Genomic DNA, 22809 nt, shown 5'->3' with positions numbered 1-22809 from the left:
TATAAAAGAACTAAGGAATGAAAAATCGAGAAATTTAACCTAATTACATTCAATAGTTTTACATTTGGCTCATTAGGTGCATTTGTTTTAATTATTTATCAATTATGATCTAATATTATTTTCAACTTGAATATTTCCATTTTACTAACTGTTATTTTAGCATTTATATATTTGTTTTGTTTTTTGCTTTATCTATTTGAAGTTTGTATATCTTTAAAAGTAAATAAAGAGTCATATTAATCATAAATAGCAGTTTTTTGAATTTTATAATATAGACAAAATTAGATGGTTAAGTTGTATTTTATTAAGTCTAAAAGCATTAATATTAGTATAAAAAGGTCGAGCGTAATTAAGATAAAATTGCTTAAAAAATGATATTTTTATTGACATTATTTTTAAAAAAGAACTGATAAAGTTTATGAAAAAATTTAATATGGTAGTTAAAGATTATTTTGTCTATGATATTTTTTATTATTAGAAGTAAAATATCACTTTTTTATTTAAATATTATCAAAAAACAGATTTTTTATTAATTTTGTCTATATTATGTATTGTTTAAAAATTGCATTTTTTCTTGTATTTTTTTATAAGTTCGTATATAAAAAAATATTTTGTCTATATTAAAGCATCATATTTTGATATTTATAAACATTAATACAAGTATTAAAAATTTTTTTATATTTTTAAAATTTTTGCCACTAAATTACTAAAAAGTAATAAAAAATGTTATATTATTATTAAGTAATACTCGTAGTTAAAAATTTAGGTAAAAGAATATATGATAAGAAATATTTTGAAAAAAAATTTCATTATTGGATTAAATTTAGTATTATCAACATCACTTGGGGTTGTATCATGTTCAAATAATCTAAAACATAAACAAAAACAAGAAACTGGTAATGAAATTAATCATAATCAAGTTGATAAAATTCCAAATGAAGAGATTCAAAGACATGGTGATGAAATTAAACTTGTTAATCAGTATAGAGTTATTAAGAACAAAATTTTAGAATTTTCAAATTTATTAATTTTAGATAAATACCGTAGAGAAGTTGAACAAATTAGTCAAAATAGCGAATTTGAGAAATATTCAAAGACTAATTATGATTTTTTAAATAGTAAATTAAAAGAAATTGAAAAACAATATAACTTTGAACAAAGTTCATTAATCAATGGAATTAAAAAACTTAAATCAACTGTACTACGTTCTAAGCTAGAAAATAATCTTAAAAATGTTACAAATTGACATAGACGATTAGAGATGCAAGAAAAAATTAAAAAATATGAAGTAATTGAAAAGGGTAGAAATATATCATTAGATAAAATAGAAACTCAAAAATGAATTGATAAAGTCAAAGACTCTAATGAGAGAAATGTTTTAATGACTAAATTTAATTCTGCGAATGATATTGATAAAATTGATACAATCAAAGATAAAATTGAACAAGAATTATTAAAATCAAGTAAAAAGGAATATATTCTTTTGAAAATTGAAATTTTAAAATCTAAAATTGATTCTGATAAAAATTTAAAAGACACTGAAAAAGTTAAATTAAAAAATCTACTTAAAAATACCAAGGACATTTCTAAAATTAATAAAATTGAGTTCGATATTAATGAAGCAATATCAAGTCAAAATGTAAAGATTAAATTAGGAAATTTGCTTAATTTGTTAAAAAATGGTGAAGAACTTAAAAATTCATTTACATATGTTTACAATAAAGTTAAGAACCCGATTGATGTATTAGAAGCAATTAATACTATTGAAAATTTTTTAAATAACCTTAAATCTAATGCTGAAAAAGCTATATTCTTATTAGATGAAAAAGATGCTAAAAAAGAAGAATTGAATAAGAAATTAATGAATGCTAAAACTCAAAATGATTATGAAAATATTTTTATTGATGCTCAAAACTTTTATAAATTTGTATGAGTTTTAGAAACTGATGAAGTTATGGAAATTAATAAAAAAGAATTATTAGAATTATCTAATTCAATTTCAGATATAAATACTAAGAATAAATTTAACTCACAAATCAATGCTATTAAAAACTCAAAAGAATTATTTAAAATAAAACAAAATATTATTTTAAAACTTAAAAATGAGAATGAAAGTAAGTTTTTAATGTATATCCAAAATACATTAAACAATAAAATAAAAAATTCTGATTTATTTTCAAGTAAAAAGAATGAACTATTTGGTAAAGTTCACCGTGCTACAAAAGCAGAAATTGATGAAGTTGAAAAAAAAGTAAATCAAGAAATTTATTTAAACATTCTACAACAAAAAGTAATTCAGGCAATTTATAAATCAAACAATAAATCAAGAAGTAAGCTTGAACAAAAAGAAGTTATAAATCTTAAACCTTTTGAACTTGTAGATATCATTAATAATGTAGAAAAAAATATTAATGATAAAAATAAAAAAATAAGAGATGAAATATTAAAACTAAAAGATGAAAGTATTAAAGCAGAACTTTTAGATGAATTGTCTAAATCAAAAACTGAATCAGATATTGACTTAATTGAAGTTCAAATGCAATTGTTAAATGGAGAGTATGAAAAGATTAAAGCATTTGAAACCATTAATAAATTATCAAATTTTAATTTTGAAAGATTTATGTTATTGAATACTTTAAATGATCCTAAATCTACAAAGGAAATGCTTATTAATGCAACAAATAAAGCAAATGAAATTATTAGAAATGTTCAACATAATGCTATAAATGAGGTTGAAAAAATCAGAGGTTTAGATGATTATGATTCTTTAATTATTGAAGCTAATGATTTATCTGTTTCTGAAGATCAATTAAACGATATTATTTCAGTTGCTTCTGGTTTATATGATGATGAAAAATCTAAAATACTTACTAATTGACATCAAAAAGCTAAAGCGCGTGAAGGTGCTATGGATTTAATGAAACAAATTAAAAGTGATAAAAATATTATTGAGTTAAGATTAATTGATAGAAAAATTAATGGTTTAGAACTTATTAATAAACTTAATGATTCTAAGAAGGTTAAAGAATTTACCAAACAGCTCATTGATATAAGCACTTCATCAATTGATGCTTTAGAACAGATAGAAAAAGTTATTAATGAGGCTATTATATTTAGCGCAAGTACTAAAAATAATGAAATTCAAAGAATTATTGCAAAAACGAATACATTACCATATCCAGATGGACAAAATGCACCAGCAATAAAAGAAATATTAGCTAGAATTTTAAAGATTCAAAAAGAAAATTTGAATGAATCAGATAAATTGACAAAAATAAGGGAAATCGCAAATAAATATGATAATTTAATCAAAATGATAAATGAAAGAAAAATAATGATAAATTATGTTTCACCAAAAAGAAGAAAATATTTAAACATTTTGTTAAATAAGGCGAGTTTTTTGTCTAATAATTCAGATGAATTCGAAAAATTTGATAAGGCTTTTAAAACATCTATTAAATCCGATAAAAACGAAGCTAAAACAAAAATTAATTTATTAAGTTTTATAAGTAAAAAAGCAAAAAATGATGCTATTAGTAAAATCGATTTAGATACAACTGATTCATACGATAAAGTCAAAAAAATTCTTGATTTTGCTAATATTAGTGATTATAAAATATTTTTAATTAATAAAGCTAATAACTTAGATTTTCCAGATGACGCATCTGCAAAAACAATAAAGGATATAATAACAAAAATTAATTCCAATGAATTAAATTCATTAAATCAATTTAAAGAAATTGAAGTAAAACTAGATGAAATTGCTATAAATATAATTAAGTCCAAAATATCATTAGCTAAATTAAAAAGCAAAATGTAAATTTGAAAAGTAATTTAAATAAAGCTGTTAACGGATCAGATTTTATATCATCAAAGTAAGAAATTTATGAAATTTTATCTAAACAAAATCAAATATAATGTATAAATATAACTATATGAATTTAAAAGTATTTTAATACATTATTTGGAGAGAGATGTATTAATTATACTTTTTACACAATTAAAAATATTCTTAGCTATAAGAAAAAAATAAATATAAATTAAAAACAATAATAAAATTATTAAATCGGTGCCTGATGAACAATGGTTTTTATTTTGATAAATCATTGGACTTATTCACTAATCATTTTAAGTTACAATAATTTACTACACATAAAAAATTAAAATACAAGAAATAAAAATGGACTAAATTAATAGTCCGATTTTTATTTTTTAAATTATTTTAAAGTTTTATTTACAATGTTTGTAAAATCGCTATTTGAAGTATCATTAAGTTTCTCAAGAATTTTTGTTAATTCTTTTGTCTCAGTTCTTGAAATAGTTGGCTTAATTATTTTTAATATCAATTTTAAGTCACCAACATAATTTTTATGTTGTACTCCCTTACCAGGAATTTTAATTATTTGACCAGATTCATATGATTTTTTTAATGTGATAGTTATGTTACCATAAGGAGTTGGTACTAAGATATTATTTTCTAACATTATATCAACAAATGAAACAGGAAAATCTAAATATAAGTCATAACCTTTTCTATGGAAATATTTATGATCTTGAACCTTTATTTCAATATATAGATCGCCGCTAGGTCCACCATTTATTCCAGGTTTTCCATATCCATTTAATTTAAGCAATGTGTTGTTATCGGTTCCAGGAGCAATGGGAATATTGACATTTTTATTTGTTTTAATATATTTATTTCCGCGACAATTTGAACATTGTTTTATTACTTTTTTCCCTGTACCAGAACAATAACCACAAACTACGCTCTGTTGTGTCATCCCAAAAATACTTCTTATTTTTTTGAAAGTATAACCATTTCCGTTACATTTGTCACATGAGGATATATCTGATTTACTTTCAGCACCGGTCCCGCCACAATGTAAACAATAATCATACTTATTCATAGTTTCTTTTAATGTATCACCTTGAATACTTTGCATAAAGGAAATAACTTTAACAATTTTTTCATCATCTCCTCTTTGCGGTTGGTTGTATGAACTTTTTCTACTACTTGAACCGAACCCTCCGAAAATATTTTCAAAGATATCTTCAAACCCTCCAAAACCATGTTGAAAACCTTCGAAACCACTAGCATCAAATCCGCCAGAGCCTGCTCTACCATTTGCCGCATCATGACCATATTTATCATAGATATTTCTTTTTTCACTATTAGATAATATCTCATAAGCTTCATTTAATTCTTTCATTTTTTGGTCACTAGTTCCATCTTTTAACTTATCTGGGTGATATTGTTTTGCTAGCGAACGATATGCTGTTTTTATTTCTTTTTCAGTAGCGTTTTTATTAACACCCAAAATTTCATAATAATCTCTTTTTGTACTCATAGAATAAATTTTAGCACAATTATATGTTATTTGCTAATAAAAAATATAAAAAAAACAGCGGTTCCCTATTTTCACCTTTCGGCTATTTTCGGCGTAAAGAGGCTTAACTACTGAGTTCGGAATGGTATCAGGTGATCCCTCTTGCTATGACCACTGATTAATATTATATACTAAGTTTTTAAAAACAAGCAAAAAAAAAAAAAAAAAAAAAATAAAAAAATAAAATAAAATTTTTATGTGTTGTGCAAAATAACTTAGATTTTTATATAACTATGAAAAATTAAAATAACATAATTTATATATGAAATCTTATTTATTAAAAAAGTTCGCAAAATAGAAAAATATTTTAAATTAAATAGATGATAATAAATTAAAAAAAGAAAAAAGAAATTAATTTCTAAAAAATTAGAATGTTAGAATGATTAAAGAAAATTTAGCTACATATAAAAGAGTTTAGAAGATTTACTAAGTCAATATATTGCTCATTTTATAATAAGAAGAATAAATAATTATTAAATTAAATAAAAAATGATTTATATTAATTACTTGAAATAAGGGATTGTAATAATATTTAAGTTGTTTTTATATATTGCTGGAAAAATTTTTTTCATATTAAGAAGTTATGAGAAAATAAAGCTTATTTTTTTAAGTATATATTGTAATAGAATATTCTTAAAATAAGAATGAAAAAGAAATTTATACATTTTACTGCTTTTTTACTTAAAAAAAAAAAAAAAAAAGAACTTGTCCATTTTTGAGCTAGTAGACTAGTACTTATAATAAGCATAAAAAAATAAAATTATTTTGAATATTTAAATATTTTAAATACTAAGTTTGAATATTTATATTGCTTATTTATAAGTTTTTTTTTTTTTTTTTTAAGTAACAAATCTTTAACTATTATAAGGAGAATTTCTAAAAATTATGAAAAAGTATAAAAAAATATTTAGTGGTCTTGGTCTATTATCGATTACAACACTTATGGGCGCTAGTATTGTAGCATGTTCACCTAAAGAAGATCCTAAAGCACCAGAATCAGGACAAAAAGATCCAAAAGCTCCGGAAACAGGGCAAAAACCTGGAGATACTCAATCAACACCAAAGAAAGGTGCTCCAAAACAATCACCAAAATGAAAAGTGCCTGATCACGGAAGAGTTCCATCAGGAATTGAATTGTTAGGTATCGAAGACAACATCAATAATTCTATTAGTGAAGAAGAGTTTAATAGACAAATTCAGGGTTCTAAACCTGATAAACAAGATAATCAGCTAGAGGGAAACACCCCAAATAAACTTCCGCAAGAAACCTTAAAAAATTTAACCCTTGCTTTTGATGAAAAAAACTTTAAAGATGAAAAAAAGACATTAACCCCAGAACAACAAAAAGTAACCTTTGATACTTTTTCAACATCAGAACAAGAAAACATTAAAACACTTTTTGATAAATATATTGCTCGTCAATGAAAGAAGTTAGATGGTATTTTTGATGAAAAATTATTTAAAGATAATAATTCACCACTTGAAAGTGACTTTAAATCACAAATATCAAAATACTATAAATCTCAAAATTGAAATGCTAAAACTGCGCAACAAATTCTTAATGAAAAAGAAGATGTTAAAGCATATATTACTAAGTTACAAACTTTAATATTTGGTTTTAGTGAAATAAAAGAATTCGGTGAGAAGTTTTATTTCATAAATGATCCTAATAATAAGTTTATTACAAAAGATGAATTTAATAAAAAATTAAAGGGAATCAAACACGGGGATTTTAATAAATTAAAAGAATACCGTTTAAGCGCATTTAAAACCTTAAAAGATAAAATTTCATATGAAAAATGATTAAAAAATAAAACTGACGAGTTTTATGATTTTTCAAAAAATAAAGAATTACATAAAATGATAGACTATAATATGTCTATTACTCATATTTATAAGGTTTTAGATGCGGTTATTAAACCTGATATTAAATTTGAAACAGGATTAAATCCTAATGAATATACAGAACAACAAATAATAGATGCTTATAATAAGAAAATTCAAGATACTATACAAAAATTTAATGAAAAACTTTATATTGAATTATATGGACATAAATATCATCATTTATTCGATAGTAATAAAACCCAAATTAATAGATTTTATGAAAAAGACGGATTTAAATTTGAATATTTAATTAAACCTGATAAAAATAAATTAAAATGATTTGTTAGAGTAATGTACGATAATAAACAAACAGATGATTTTAAATTGATGATTGATTATAAAAATCAAGCAGTTATTAGTAGTATTAAATGAAAACCGCTATCAACAACACCTAAAAAACCTGCGGAATCTAAACCTAATGCTACACAACCATTACCAACACCTAAGAAAAAATAATTAAAATAAAGATGAAATAGTCTTAATTAATTATTTCTTGTATTGTAAACAAAAAATAACATTTTTTAAAAAACACCCTTTTTGAAAGGTTAAAAACTTTTTGAAAAAGGGTGTTTTTAAACAGGGAAATTTTTTTCGGACACTTCAATCCTATCCGGATTCCATTTTTAGATTTAACCAAAAATGGAATCCGGATAGGATTTTGTTTTTACAATCTTATTCTTTTATAATTATATCAATTTACAAATTCACTGATTTTGTATGATAATTCATCAAAATTCATTTGGCACACTTCATAGAAAAGTGAAGAAAAATTTCGCTTTTGAGTATTGAAAAAAAATACTCAATTTCACGATTATCTAAACTATTGCCAATTCTTGACATTGATATTTAGCCATTTAAAGACTTAATTTTATTAATATAATCTATCGAAAAATATGCAGAACCATGATTTAAATGTAAAATTATTTTCAAATTTCGTATTTTTAATATTATTTAAAACTAATTCAGTATCATTATTTAATGATATTTCATATGTTACAAACTTTGTTTATGATCAATTATAGCTGATAAATAAGTATGATTTTGATTAATGTCTTTTGGTGCTGGTATATAAGTTACATCAGTTGCGTAAATTGTATTATTCTTTGAATTATAATCTCTTTGAACCAAATCCGCAAACTTAACATTAGTATTTTTGTGTTTTTTTGTCTCTTTTTTCTACGTACAAAAGTGAATAAATTTAATCTCTTCATATAGTTCTCGAGGGTTCTTGGGTTCACTTTAATGTTATAAGTTAAGAATAAATATTTGGATAATCTTCTTCTGCCATATCTCATTTTATTATCCATAAAACTTTGACGAATAACCTCTTCGTGTTTAATATATTTTTGCTTTTCAATTTTTTTAACTTTTAACTTTTCGTAATATGTTGATTTTGCTATTAATAAAATTTTTGCTTTATTGCTTGATGAAAGCTTTTCTATTTCTTTAATATTTTTAATATCAGCATCAATGTTATTTTCGCTAAAAATTCTGTAATAGTATTTTATTACCGCATCTTTTTCATCATCTTTAAGGGTATCAATTCACGTATAGTCAAGAGCTTTCCTTTTCTTTCTACCTACACCTTTGCCTTTTTTGCTTGCTTTACCAGTTTTAGATTGAATATTCATGTTCAAATGATACATTTTTCTTTTTCTCAACATTCTTTTTAATGATCCTTTATTTCAATAATTTTGTCTAATAGAAAAAGAGATTTGTTCGAACTCAAATTTACTGATCTTGCGATTCTTGAAGTTATCATATGCGTTAAAGATTTTTACTCATTCTTCTGTTTTTAAATGTCTCATAAATATTCTCCTTTTAAATATGTGAAAAAATCACTCGGAAGTGTCCGAATGATTTTTCCCAGTCTAAAATAAAAAAAATATTTTAAATTAAATAGATGATAATAAATTAAAAAAAGAAATTAATTTCTAAAAAATTAGAATGTTAGAATGATTAAAGAAAATTTAGTTTCATATAAAAAGAGTTTAGAAGATTTACTAAGTCAAGATATTGCTCATCTTATGATAAGAAGAATAAAAAATTATTAAATTAAATAAAAAATGATTTATATTAATTACTTGAAATAAGGGATTGTAATAATATTTAATTTGTTTTTGTATATTCTGGAAAATTTTTTTCATATTAAGAAGTTATGAGAAAATAAAGCTTATTTTTTAAATATATATTGTAATAGAATATTCTTAAAATAAGAACGAAAAAGAAATTTATACATTTTACTGCTTTTTTACTTAAAAAAAAAAAAAAAAAGGAACTTGTCCATTTTCGAGGAATTTATTTTTACATTAGCTAATTTAAAGTTATTAGAATTTTTGAGAATATTCAAAACATATTGACTATTTAACTTATATTTATAAGTACTTTTTTTTTTTTTTTTTAAGTGAAAAATTATAAGGAGATTCTCAAAATAATATGAATAAGTACAAGAAAATTTTTAATAGTCTTGGATTATTATCAATCACAACACTAATTGGAGCTAGCGTTGTTGCATGTGCAAATAATAAATCAAGTGCAAAAGACACTCAATCAACATTAAAACAATCTCAAAAATGACAAGCACCAAAACATAACCGTGTCCCTTCAGGAACTGAACTATTAGGTTTTGAAGATAATATTAATGGTTCTATTTCTGAACAAGATTTTAATAGACAAATTCAAGGTCATAAAACACAAGATCCAGAAGAAATAGTTAAAAAAGCATATCGAGCAGTATTTGACGCTTATGATGAGAAGAATTTTGATAAACCTGTCACACTATTAGATCAAGATGTAAAATTTAGTGAAATTGTAAATAATAGCATCAAGCAAAATATTAGAAATGATGTTGAAAAACATCTTGCTTTACATTGAAATAAATGAAATGAATTATTTAAAGATGATACTGAGTTTAAAACAAAAGTTGATTTAGACAAGATTGGAAGTAAGAATTTAACTTATTTTAGAAATTTAAAATGAGATGATTTAACAATTAATCAAATATTAAACTTTAAATCAGAACTTAAAGAATATCATTTTAAATTAAAAGCAATTTTAACTGCTTTTTCTGATATCAGACACTTTGGAGAACAATTTAATTTAAATTTACAACCAAAAGCGCTTACAAAAGATGAAGTTAATGCTAAATTAGGAAAAGATGCACACGGGGATTTTAATAAATTAAAAGCATATCGTGAAAAAGCATTTACAACCTTAAAAGAAAAAAGTTCATATGAAACTTGAACCAAAAATAAAAATGATGATTTTTATGACTTTTTTAAAAATCAAGAATTACATAAAATGTTTGATTATAATTTAGCTTTAACTAAGATTTATCATATTTTAGATACTGCAACTAAACCTCAAATTAAATTTGAAAATGGATTTAATCCAAAAGAATATACAGAACAACAAATCATAGAAGCAATTAGTAAGAAAGATGAATTATTTAAAAAACTTAATGAAAATGTCTATATTGAATTAGACCATATTAAATTTAATCATTTATTTGATACTTCTAAAGATAATAAAGCTCGCTTTTATGAAAAAGACGGTTGAAAAATCGAACAATTGATTAAACCTAATGATAAAAATCATAATAAATTAACCTGATATGTTAGAGTAATATTTGATAATAAATCAACTGATGAATTTAAATTAAAATTTGATAAAAAAACTAATCACGTTTGAAATACTGTTAGTTGAAAACAAAAATAACCATTTAGGTTATTTCCCAAAATGCAATGTCAAGTGTAACACTTATTTTTTTAATTAGAAAATTTAAAAATTAGTAAAATTTCTAATTCAATTCTTTTTTTCTAAGTTAAAATGTTTATAATTAATAATGAGCACCTCCTGAGTTTGTAAATTGGTGCTTTTTTCTTTTTTAAAGCACCAATTTAATTTTATATTTTATTAAAAAAGAATAATAAAATTCCCCCTACCCAAGCACAAAAAAACAATTGAGTTTTTTGTGCTTGGGTAGGGGGTTTTAATTAAGCTGTTGCACTTGACTTTGCAATTCAGCTTTTAAAATAAATTTTATTTTAAATTACCATTTAAATTATTATTATTATTATAATGTATTTCTGAAACATCTAATTTAGAGGTCTTTTTGATGAAAAATTATTTAAAGATAATAAAGTTGAAACCCCAAGCGACTTTAAATCACGAGTATCTAAATATTATCAATTAAAAGATTGAAATACTAAAACTACACAACAAATTTTCAATGAAAAAGAAGATAGCATATATTTATATATTAAGAACACTATTATTTGCTCTTAATGAAATAAAAGAATTTGAAGAAAAGTTTAATTTAATAAATCAAAATAAATCTATTATAAAAAATGAATTACATACTAAAACTAATAAACACGGATACTCTAAGAAGTTAAAAGAAATGCATTTAAAACCTTAAAAAATAAAATTTTATATTCAGTCTGATTAGCGATAAAATTGATGTTTTTATATTCTTAAAGGTAATAAGGAATTGCATAAAATGATAGATTATAATATGGCAATTACCCAATTTTATCAAGTTTTATATTCTGCATCTAAAAGTTCTTTAAAATAAGAGAGTCTTTTTAACACTGACGAGTATACAAAACAACAAATTAAAGAATTAATTAATTCACAAGGAAAAAATCAAAAGTAATAAAGAAATCTTTAAAAAAACTTAGTGAAAAATTTATACAATTTTTAAAACAGATAATGAGCATAAATTATTTTTTATTCGATAAATATAATAAAAAAGATAGATATCTCATTTTGGATTGATATTCAGTTGAATATTTGGTAGCAATTAATCAAGATAAAATCAAATTATTTGTTAGGTACAATTTGATAATAAAGAGAAATGAGTTTCAGTTAAAAGCAACAAAAAACCAATAGTGTTTTTAATGAAAGATGAAAAAAATAGAAGAATTTATATAATTTTGATATTTTTAAAAATATAATAAAACAACAATTATTTTATTAATGATTGTTGTTTTATTAACGAGTTTTTAGGGCACGCTTGAGTTTATACCTTGAAAAATTGATTAATTTTATTTATCATTTTTTAATAACATTTTATTTTATCATTTTCACTTCTAAAAAAAAAAAAAAAAAAGCATTCTTGTAATACAAAAAAATAGTAGACAAATTGTTAACATTTTATTTATAAAATAAAATTTTTTTATCAATATATAAGTTATAGATGATTACAAGGGGAATAAAATGAAAAAGTATAAGAATGTTTTTAAAACTCTAGGATTATTATCATTTACAACATTAATTATAGGTGGTGTTGTTTCTTGTGATTTGTCATCAATTTCTAATAACAATGATTTAAATTCTCCTTTGAAGCAACAACTATTAATGAAAAGAAATAGGATAAAAAGTTTAATAAATAACATTTCATATCCATCAATAAATGCGCATGCTAAAGTAAAATTGAATGATGAATTAGCTAAAATATTAAACGAAAAAAATATATCTGATGCTAATAAAATTGTTGTATTAAATAAATTAGAATCAAAAATAATTACACTAAAAATTATGGTTTCTGAATATAGAAGCATAATTTCAAAGCTACCAAATAATAAGCAAGCTTCTTTAAATACTGAATTGAATAAAATATCTGATAATAAATTTTCAAATCTGCAACTAAGAGTTTTATCATATATAAAAGAAGATTTAAAAGATAAAATTGATAATTTGGATTATCCGAATGCAAAGAACCCAAAGAATAATTTAAAAGTAATGATTAATGATTTAAAATTTGAACAAATCCTTCAAAAATATAATGAGATTCAGCAATTATCAAATGAAATTAAAAATGCATTAAATGAAATAAATTCCCTTCCATATCCAGACTCTAAACAATCTTTAAATGGTCAATTGGCAATTGAATATTTTAAAGAAAAGTTGAGCAATTTAACTGACTTAAAAGCAATAAAATCAATTATTCCGAAAGATTTAAAAGATAAAATTATAAATTTTAAGAATTTAATTTTATTGCCTTTATCTAATATTAATGTTCGCGAATGATTAGATGGAAAAGATGAAAAACTTGATGAACTAAATGCTAGACTAATAAGATTTTCAGGGGATAATTATAATCAAGAATATACTGAATTAGCTTTAATTTATTATATATATGAAACCATTAGATCTTATGCTTTTTATCCAAAAATTATGTCACTAACTAGTTTAAGTGACCAAAAAAGAGATGAATATCTAAATCAAATTCCTGAAATACCTGAACAAAACAAAAACTCTCATAATGTTACAATTGATGTTTTAAAAACTAGATTAATATTAATGGACAAACTTGCAAAAGACGCAGAAAATGAGGACTTAAGAACACTTGATGCTAAACAGAAAGAAATATTAGAAGAAAGGAAAAATGATCAAAAATTAAAGGATTATCTTAAAAATGATCAATTAAAAGGAACAGAATTAGGTAAATTTTTAGAAGAACAAGGAGTAACTAAAACTTTATTCTTAAAAGGTGTAAATCTAAAATTTAATGAATTTGTGCATTATGAAAATGAAAGCGATGACATAGATAGTTGATGATATGCACATAATGATCGTAATGAAGGATGATTTGATGTAAATAAAGAGTTTGATAGAGGAGATAACTTTTTATGTGCTGCGATTGTCACCGCTAATGCTATTCATTATTGAAGTAAGCAAAATAAAAATTATATTGATAAATATTTAAAAGACCCTAAAAAAGGAATTGTGCAGAATACAAATTCAATAAGTAGTTTTTATGCAGATTTTAGAGAAGTAAATAAATTTAAAGAAACAGAATCTAGCGATAACATCATTACTAATTCTGAACATAGTGAACTTTTTGAAATATTCAGAAAACTTCTAGGTGGTAGATTTGCATGACCTCATAAATTATTCGATACTTTTATTAATGGTTATGGATATACGCCTTTTAATCCAAATTTAAATATAGAAGCTAATTATGAAAGAAATAAGTCATCATTTCATGGATTTTTTAAAGATGTTTTTGGTAGTCATTTACTAACAAATAGATGATCTTTTAGAAATGGATATGGAGCTAAGTATTTGAGCCAAAAACTAAAAAACGAAATATTAGCAAACAAAATACTTGCAATTTCTCATACATATTCATCTGTAAGATTTAATCACATTATAAATGTATGAGGTGCGGATTTTGATAAAGATGGTATTCTAAAGGCTCTTTATGTGACTGATTCTGATGACCCTAAATTTGAATTAACACAAGGTGGAATTAAAAAGAGGCTTGGAATGAAACGTTATAAAGTAGACTTTGATACTAAAACAGGTAAAATTTACATCGGTGGGAAGAAAGAAAATTTAACTCAAGCTCTTGATATTTATACATATGATCTAGGAACAAAATATTGAGATCAATATTTTAATGATAATAATTAATTAAATTTAACCAAAAATATTGCTAAATTTAAAATTAATATTTTTGGTTTTTTGAATAACATTTTTTTACTAATAAGTTGCACATAACTTTTGGAATATACGCTTTTGGAATATATACTTTTTTGTTTTGTAAAAACAAAATCGTAATATAATATTAAAACATTTACTAAGGTATAAAGAGGATGGTAGTTTGACAACGATAACCATCGCCAACCTGCGTTTGCAAGGTGGATAGTCAGGGAATTATAATTCTAACATACTATAAAATCTTTATACCTCATTTAAAAAGAAAAGTGAGGTTTTTATGAAAAAATTATTTACAAGCGAATCAGTTGGGAAGGGACATCCTGATAAATTATGTGATCAGATTTCTGATGCAATATTAGATGCTTATATTACACTAGATCCATCAGCGAAAGTTGCAATTGAAACAATGGCAAGTGGACATAATATTTTTATCGCAGGAGAAGTAAAATCAACTGCTAATATTTATGTTATAGAAATTGCAATTAATATTTTAAAATCATTGAATTATTTTACAACCCAAACAAGTATTATTACAGATATAAGAAAACAAAGTTCTGATATAACAATGGGAGTTGAATTGGAAAATTATGAGATTGGAGCAGGTGATCAAGGAATTATGTTTGGTTATGCTACCAATGAAACTGACACATATATGCCGTTAGCAATTACATTAGCCCATGAATTAGTTAAAAAAGCTGAAACATTAAGAGCAAATGGAAAATTTAAATGAGCTAAGGCAGATATGAAGACTCAGGTTACAGTTGATTATTCTGATCCTAATCAAACAAAAATTGATACTGTTTTAATGAGCGTTCAACATTCAACAAAATATGTTGAAAATGAGTTTAAAAATTATATTAAAAATGAAATTATTTTACCAACATTAAATGAATATAATTTATCTGAACCAGATAAAATTTTAATAAATCCAACTGGACAGTTTACTATCGGTGGACCAATTGGGGATACAGGTTTAACCGGTAGAAAAATAATTGTAGATACCTACGGCGGTGCTTCTCGTCATGGTGGTGGTGCATTTAGTGGTAAAGATGCTACAAAAGTTGATAGATCTGCAGCTTATGCAGCTAGATGAGTTGCTAAAAATTTAGTTGCAGCTGGTGTGGCTGATAGACTTGAAATTCAATTATCATATGCGATCGGGATAGCTCAACCTGTTTCTGTTATGGTAGAAACATTTGGAACTGAAAAAATTGATAATCAAACTATTTTAAGTATTATTGATGAAGTGTTTGATCTAACACCCAAAGGTATTATTGATGTTCTTGAATTAAGAAAACCAATTTATGCGAAAACATCATATTTTGGTCATTTTGGAAGAAAAGATGTTGAATTTCCATGAGAAAAGTTAAATAGAGTCGAACAAATAAAGACATTTATTAATCAATCTAAAAATTAAGGAATAAAAAAGTTAACAAAATAATGTTAACTTGCTGAATTGCAAAGTCAAGTGCAACAGCTTAATTAAAAATTCCCCCCACCCAAACACAAAAAAACTTAATTGTTTTTATGTGTTTGGGTGGGGGGAAATTTTATTATTCTTTTCTTAATAAAATATAAAATTAAATTGGTGCTTTAAAAAAGAAAAAGCACCAATTTATAAACTCAGGAGGTGCTCATTATTAATTATAAACATTTTAACTTAGAAAAAAGAATTGAATTAGAAATTTTACTTAAAAAGTTTGAAACTCCAATTTCTGAAATTTCTCAAATTTTAGGTTACACAAAATCATCAGTACTAAGAGAAATTAAAAATAATTCAACTGAAAATGGTTATATTGGTATGGAAGCACATAACAAACATTTAAATAGAATAAGGTGAAAAGAACAAATTAAACTCATTAATAATATAAATAAATATGAAGAATTTACTAATCAATTTATTTTAAAATTTAACAAAAAATATTTTGGAGTAGATCTAACTCATTTTTATATTCAACATCATTTCAAATTTAAAATACCTACTTTAAGAACAGTATTTAATTGAATAAATAGTGGTCTATGAGTATTGAATTCGAAACAACGTTTAAGAAAATATAATAAAGGAAGAAAAACACATGATGTTGTCAAAACTTTAGTCGGTAATAGAATAGTAAAACCTATATGGACAAGGGGTTTTAATAAAAATTTTGAGAATGAATTTGGTCATTGAGAGATAGACTTAATAGTCGGAAAAAGAAGTAGTTTATCATCCCATTTATTAACATTTACTGAAAGAAAAACAAGATGAGGACTTATAATAAAATTAGAAAACAAGAATCTATGGAAATTAATATTAAAGCTTTGGGAATATATTAAAATTTACAAACTAAATGTTAAATCAATAACTACTAATAATGGATTTGAATTTAAAGCTTTATTTTATATTGGCTATAGGTTAAACATACCAATTTATCAAGCTGATCCTTATGCTTCCTTCCAAAGAGGACTAAATGAAAATTTTAATGGATTGGTAAGAAGAGAGTTTCCTAAAGGAACAAATTTCAACAAAATATCAGAAAAAGAAATTTATGACCTTCAAAAGACCATAAACAATATGCCAAGAAAAATTCATAATTATTTCTCTGCTGATGAATTATTTTTTAATTTAAATTATAGTGATGAACCTTGAAAGGAAATACCTAAGGAAGAACCTCTTTATATTTATAATCAGAAAAAAAGAACTTCAAACACAAGTAGAAATTTATTTTTTAAAAAAATAAAATAAATAAATTTTTTAAATAAAAAAATAACAATCATTTTTACAATTCTTGATTGTTATTTTTATACAAAATAAGTGTTGCACTTGACTTTGCATTTTGGGAAGTTAACAAAATAATGTTAACTTTTTTATATAATGCTTACTTCTTTACTCTAATAACTACATTATCGGTTGTAATAAAACTGCCGTTTAGATCAACAATATCCATTGAATGCACATTACTTTCTGGTAGAACTGTTACGATTGCATCTGAAACTAGATTATTTTCACGAATTAGTTTTAAATTAACTTTCGCAAATGGTTCACCTTTCTTTACCATAGATTCAATGCTTACCAATGATTCAAAACCTTCACCTTTTAAATTTACAGTGTCTAAACCGATGTGGACTAAAACCTTTACTTCATCAAGAGATTCAAATACATAAGCATGTTTGGTGGGGAATATTGCAGAGATTTTTCCAGTAATAGGCGCTTTTAAGATGACTTCATTTTCATCGTTTGAAAATTCAATAGCAAAACCTTTTCCCAATGCTTCGCTAGAAAAACAAGCTGGGTCATTTAGCTCTTGAAGACTTTTTAATTTTCCTTCATATACTGGTGAAATTTCAACATATTCTTCAACCTTATTTTTCTTAAATAAGTTAAAAAACCGCATAAAATTGTCCTTAAAAAAATTATATAAATATTATATTACTTTCCAATAAAAAGTTTATAATAATACAAATACATATTTGGTTAATTTGTTAATTTTTGATGAAATATTGCATTTTTTTGAATTGTTAATTTACTTTTCAATGAAAATATTAGTATTTTATCTTCTGTTAGATCAATTTAACCAAAAAAATGGAATTATTCATTTTGTTAAAACTACTTTGATAGAAATATTTTATAAAAATAGATGTTTTTATATTTTTAAACAATTAGTTTTATGTAAACATCTATAATATAGGCTTGAATGCCTAAATTAGCACCAACTAAAAAACGAAAATATTTCTTTCAAAAATCTTTTGAACTAGTGTATAATTTCATATGTATTTTAATAATTAGTGTATAAAATATGTAAGTACAAAGGCTAAGAGTTGCATACGTGCAACTCTTTCCTATTTTTAGGGAGTTTTTATGGACTATAAAAAAATGTTAATTGATCATTTTGGGAATGTAATAATTTCTGCGAAATTAACAAATTCATTTGGAAATACGTTTGAGGTTGTGGTGAATTATACTGATCTAAATGATGTTGAAGATATTTCGCGAAAAATTAGCGATTTTCTTGATACTCAAGAATGATTTAATGATGAATATACTTTAGAGGTTTTATCAAAAGGCGAAGATCTAGAAATAAGATTTGAACAAATTGGCGATTTTATTAATAATGATGTTAAAGTGACATTTTCTAAAAGTTTTAATGGCAATGAATTTATAATAGCTAAAATACTTGAAAATTTAAATGATGAAATAAAATTTTTATGAAACCAAAAAGGGAATATAAGAAAAATTCTTATTCCTAAATCAGAAATAAAAAAAATAGAGAAGTATATAAAATTTTAAAGGATGGAAATATTGTGAGAAAAAAAGAAGAAATAATAAAAGATCAAAATATTGAAAACTCAGAACAAGCAATCTTTTACCAAACAATTAAAGCTTATTCAGAAAGCAAAAAACTTCCAAAAGAAACCATTATTGATATTTTTAAATTAGAAATTCAAAAAGTTATTAATAAGACTTTTGACCCTGATGCAATGATTGAAATTATTTATGATGATCAAAATAAAATTGCTAAATTATTAAATATTAAAGGTCAAGCTATTTCTGATGAAACAGTTGATATGATTCTTAAAGAAGGTGATAATTCTGAAATTCAAAAATTTATTTATGCTAAAATTTCTGATTTACCTACTAAAGATAAATTAAAATATAAAGATGGTAGTGAAATTGTGATTGAATTTTTCTTTAACGATTTACCCTTCAAGTCTAAAGCGGCAATTTTAAATGGTGTAAAAATAGAAATAAAAAATGCCGAACATACTAGAGTAAATTCGTTATTTCAAGATAAAATCGGTCAAAATTTTATTGCAGAAATAAATACAGCTATGAAGTTTGGCTATGATGTTGAATTATTTTATGATGGAGAACAGTTTAGAGCTTTTTTACCTAAAAATAAGATAAATAAAAGTAAAAAAATAAATCCAGGTTCAAAAGTCGAAGTAACACTAGAAAAAATTAATCTTGAAAAGAGTACTTTTTCATTAGAAGTTTCTATGATTGATCCAAATGAGGTTAGAAAAGCATTGACAGAGGAAATTTATGAAATCGAAAATAATGATATTGAAATTGTAAAAATTGAAAGAGATGCTGGAAATAGAACGAAAGTAGCTGTTAGACCTAATCCGACAAAAGAGTTTAATTTTGATATTATTGGTTCAATTTTTGGTGAGGGTGCAAAAAGAATTTTAGCTGCTTCACAAAGAGTAAGTGAATCACTTGATGTAATTAGATATTCTGATAACAAAAAAGAATTTATTAAAAATGCTATTTCTCCAATTAAACCGGTTGATGTTTTAATAACTAAAAATCTTGAAAAGGCATTTATTATTGTTAAAGATGAAGATGTTACAAAAGCAATCGGAAAAGGCGGGATTAATGTTGAGTTAGCTTCAAGAATTACAAATATTAATCTTGAGGTTGTCGGAATTACAAAAGCAGATGAAAAGAAATTGCCATATAATAAAAAGTATCTTGAAACAATGGTTAAACATTCAAATTATGAAAAACCATTATTTAAAAAGACTCAGCCAAAAAGTATTAGAAGAGCTAATGCAGCTAAATTTCTTGATAGTTTTGAATTAGAAAAGGCTTTAAGTAATCTTAATGATGATTTGGCAGCATTAATTTCACAAGATGAGCAAAATAAGGTAGAAATAAAACCAAAAACTATTTTAAATAAACAACCAAAAACTCCTATAGATAATGAACCTAATTTAAAAGACATTGATAATATATTTGAGGAAGTAAATAATTCATTAGAACACGAAATAAATAATAAATATGATTTTATTGATAATTTAAATGAAATGTTTGATCCTGAGTTTGTTGCTGGTGATGAAGAATTTGAAAACTATAATGAGGTTGAAGAAAAACCTACTAATAACAGAAACGATAATGAATCAACTAAAAAGGAAAAAACAATAATTAAAGAATATAAGAAAATTAAAGATTTCAAAGTCGATAATGATTTAGCTAATTATGGACTAGATGGCGATATTGATTTAAGTGAATTTGATGAAGATGAATGAAATTAATTCTTTAAAACGAAAATGCATAATTACAAATCAGATAATTGAAATTTCCAAACTTATACGATTTGATTATAAAAAGGCAACAAATATATTAAAAATTGATTGAGATAAAAATATGAATGGTAGAGGTGCATACTTTGTACCAGAAAAACAAAATTGAGAGAAAATAAAAAAAACAAGAGCATTAAATAGAATATTTAAGACTAATTTTACCTTTGAATTATATTTAAAACTCGAACCAGAGTTAGAGGAGAAACTATGAGCAAAAAAACATCAAGATTAAGTAATGTTAGCGATGTTAAAAATCAATTACAAACGACAAAAACAGAACTAAAAGACGGGATATTTGTTTTTACAAGTAAAATGTCGATTAATGATTTTTCACAACTAACAAAAATTAATGCTAATGACATTATTAAAAAATTCTTTTTAAAAGGTAAAATGTATAATTTAAACCACATTTTAGATGAAGAAGAAATTGCTGAAATATGTATAGAAAATGGATATGATTTTAAAAAGGAAACAAATGTAGATGGTTCAAATTTCCTTGAAGAAGTGTATTTTGAAGATAATGAAAATGACTTGGTTAAGAGGTGTCCGATTATTACAGTTATGGGACACGTAGATCATGGAAAAACAACTTTAATTGATAAAATAAGAAATTCAAATATTGCATTGACTGAATCAAGCGGAATCACTCAACATACTGGTGCATATCAAATTACACATAAGAATAGTAAGATCACATTTTTAGATACCCCTGGACATGAGGCATTTACAAAAATGCGTGCTAGAGGTGCGAAAGTTACTGATATTATTATTTTAGTTGTCGCAGCTGACGATGGAGTTATGCCACAAACAAAAGAAGCCATTGTTCATGCAAAAGCTGCTGATGTTCCAATTATTGTTTTTGTTAATAAAATGGATAAACCTAATAAAGATCTCGATAGAATAAAAGGTGAATTAGCAGAGGCTGGTGTTGTTATTGAAGAATATGGAGGTGATGCCCAGATTGTATATGGTTCAGCAATAAATAGTCAAGGAATTACTGATTTATTTGATGCTATTATGTTATTAGCTGAAATATTAGATCTAAAAGCAAACCCAAATAGATATCCAATTGGTACAGTTATTGAGTCTCGAATTGATAAAGGAACTGGAGCGGTATCAACAATCATTGTTGAAAATGGTACCTTAATGAAAGGTGATTTCATTGTTGCTGGTTCAAAATACGGAAGAATTAGAAGTTTAACCGATTCATTAGGTAATAAAATTGAGAAAGTTCTTCCTGGATGTCCTGGTATTATAACCGGATTAAATTACGCCCCTGATGCAGGAGATAAATTTATTGGATTTAATGATGAAAAATTTGCTAAGAAATTGGCTAATGATAAGGCAATTACTGACAAAATGAATCTTCTATATGATAAAAATCTTAAGGCTACTGAATCAGACGGTAAGAAAATTATTAATATTATTATTAAAAGTGATGTTCATGGTACAAATGAAGCAATTAAGGGACAAATCAATAATTTAATGAATTCTGATGCAATAATTAAAGTTATATCTTCAAGTGTTGGACATATTAATGGTAGTGATATATTACTAGCTCAGGCATCGAATGCAATTATTTTTGTTTTTAACCTCAAAACACCAAGTACAATAAAGCAAAACGCAACTAACCTTGGTATTAGTATTATTGAACATACAGTTATTTATAAAATTGTGGAAGATTGTAATAATTTTTTAGAAGGTGAAAAAACTCCAATTTATGAAGAAAGAAAAATAGGCGAGGCTCATATTATTAAAGTTTTCTTTTATTCTAAAGTCGGTAAGATCGCTGGATGTCTACAAGATTCTGGTGTAGTTAAAGAAAGATCAAAAGTAAAAGTTTATAGAAAAGGAAAATTAATTTATGAAGGGGTTATAGAGAGCCTTCGCCGTGAATTAAATGATGTTAAAGAAGTTGCAAAAGGAAAAGAATTTGGTACTCATATTAAAAATTTCAATGATATTGCATTAGATGATGTATTAGAGTTTTTTGAGGATGTAAGAATAAATTAAGGGAACA

At 24.1% G+C, this 22809-nt stretch carries 15 protein-coding genes and 1 rRNA gene; 12 read left to right on the top strand and 4 right to left on the bottom strand.

Annotated elements, in window-relative coordinates:
* Positions 1-778 precede the first annotated feature (778 nt).
* Entirely contained in the window at positions 779-3820 is a 3042-nt protein-coding gene (locus EXC48_RS03780; RefSeq protein ID WP_129720891.1) for a hypothetical protein, read from the top strand.
* A gap of 397 nt (positions 3821-4217) precedes the next feature.
* Here the strand turns inward: EXC48_RS03780 and EXC48_RS03775 are convergent, their stop codons facing one another.
* Complete coding sequence (locus EXC48_RS03775) at positions 4218-5348, bottom strand: DnaJ C-terminal domain-containing protein (RefSeq protein WP_129720889.1); 1131 nt, start codon at positions 5346-5348, stop codon at positions 4218-4220.
* A 52-nt stretch (positions 5349-5400) separates the two neighbouring features.
* Positions 5401-5506 (bottom strand): 5S ribosomal RNA (rrf, locus tag EXC48_RS03770).
* 766 nt (positions 5507-6272) lie between these two features.
* Between rrf and EXC48_RS03765 the strand changes: the two genes are divergently transcribed.
* On the top strand, positions 6273-7730 hold the full coding sequence (locus EXC48_RS03765) for a hypothetical protein (protein WP_129720887.1): 1458 nt from the start codon (positions 6273-6275) through the stop codon (positions 7728-7730).
* A gap of 437 nt (positions 7731-8167) precedes the next feature.
* Complete coding sequence (locus EXC48_RS05075; protein WP_268814401.1) at positions 8168-8296, top strand: hypothetical protein; 129 nt, start codon at positions 8168-8170, stop codon at positions 8294-8296.
* 51 nt (positions 8297-8347) lie between these two features.
* Here the strand turns inward: EXC48_RS05075 and EXC48_RS04905 are convergent, their stop codons facing one another.
* Positions 8348-9082, bottom strand: a complete 735-nt coding sequence (locus tag EXC48_RS04905) for an IS3 family transposase (protein ID WP_223216327.1) — start codon at positions 9080-9082, stop codon at positions 8348-8350.
* A gap of 628 nt (positions 9083-9710) precedes the next feature.
* On the opposite strand from EXC48_RS04905, the gene EXC48_RS03755 reads away from it, so the two are divergent.
* The 5 genes from EXC48_RS03755 (at position 9711) to EXC48_RS03735 (ending at position 17448) form a co-directional block, all read left to right on the top strand.
* Positions 9711-10991, top strand: a complete 1281-nt coding sequence (locus EXC48_RS03755) for a hypothetical protein (RefSeq protein ID WP_129720885.1) — start codon at positions 9711-9713, stop codon at positions 10989-10991.
* A 514-nt stretch (positions 10992-11505) separates the two neighbouring features.
* Complete coding sequence (locus tag EXC48_RS03750; RefSeq protein ID WP_129720884.1) at positions 11506-11694, top strand: hypothetical protein; 189 nt, start codon at positions 11506-11508, stop codon at positions 11692-11694.
* Between the two features lie 800 nt (positions 11695-12494).
* The gene (locus EXC48_RS03745; protein ID WP_129720882.1) at positions 12495-14696 is read left to right on the top strand and encodes an IdeS/Mac family cysteine endopeptidase; all 2202 of its coding nucleotides are present in this window, start codon (positions 12495-12497) and stop codon (positions 14694-14696) included.
* A gap of 304 nt (positions 14697-15000) precedes the next feature.
* A complete protein-coding gene (metK, locus tag EXC48_RS03740) occupies positions 15001-16140 on the top strand; it encodes a methionine adenosyltransferase (RefSeq protein ID WP_129720880.1) in 1140 nt (379 codons plus the stop codon).
* Positions 16141-16353: 213 nt separating this feature from the next.
* Positions 16354-17448, top strand: coding sequence for an IS30 family transposase (locus EXC48_RS03735; protein WP_129720878.1), 1095 nt, complete (start codon positions 16354-16356; stop codon positions 17446-17448).
* A 133-nt stretch (positions 17449-17581) separates the two neighbouring features.
* On the opposite strand, the gene EXC48_RS03730 is transcribed toward EXC48_RS03735, so the two are convergent.
* The gene (locus EXC48_RS03730) at positions 17582-18097 is read right to left on the bottom strand and encodes a PTS sugar transporter subunit IIA (RefSeq protein ID WP_129720876.1); all 516 of its coding nucleotides are present in this window, start codon (positions 18095-18097) and stop codon (positions 17582-17584) included.
* Positions 18098-18561: 464 nt separating this feature from the next.
* Here EXC48_RS03730 and EXC48_RS03725 point away from each other — a divergent pair, with 464 nt between their 5' ends.
* From EXC48_RS03725 to infB, 4 genes are read left to right on the top strand one after another with little or no spacing between them, the layout of a single operon-like run.
* A complete protein-coding gene (locus EXC48_RS03725) occupies positions 18562-18990 on the top strand; it encodes a ribosome assembly cofactor RimP (RefSeq protein ID WP_015287589.1) in 429 nt (142 codons plus the stop codon).
* Positions 18991-19004: 14 nt separating this feature from the next.
* Complete coding sequence (locus EXC48_RS03720; RefSeq protein WP_129720874.1) at positions 19005-20741, top strand: transcription termination factor NusA; 1737 nt, start codon at positions 19005-19007, stop codon at positions 20739-20741.
* Complete coding sequence (locus EXC48_RS03715; RefSeq protein ID WP_223216326.1) at positions 20722-21021, top strand: YlxR family protein; 300 nt, start codon at positions 20722-20724, stop codon at positions 21019-21021. The genes EXC48_RS03720 and EXC48_RS03715 overlap by 20 nt, the downstream gene beginning before the upstream one ends.
* Entirely contained in the window at positions 20997-22802 is a 1806-nt protein-coding gene (infB, locus tag EXC48_RS03710) for a translation initiation factor IF-2 (protein WP_129720870.1), read from the top strand. Before EXC48_RS03715 ends, infB begins: the two co-directional genes overlap by 25 nt.
* The last annotated feature ends 7 nt before the right edge of the window (positions 22803-22809 follow it).

The organism is Mycoplasmopsis cynos (genome assembly GCF_900660545.1).
GTDB lineage: Bacteria > Bacillota_I > Bacilli_A > Mycoplasmatales > Metamycoplasmataceae > Mycoplasmopsis > Mycoplasmopsis cynos.
Note: the sequence above shows the minus strand (reverse complement) of the source record. Positions and strands in the feature narration are given on the sequence as shown.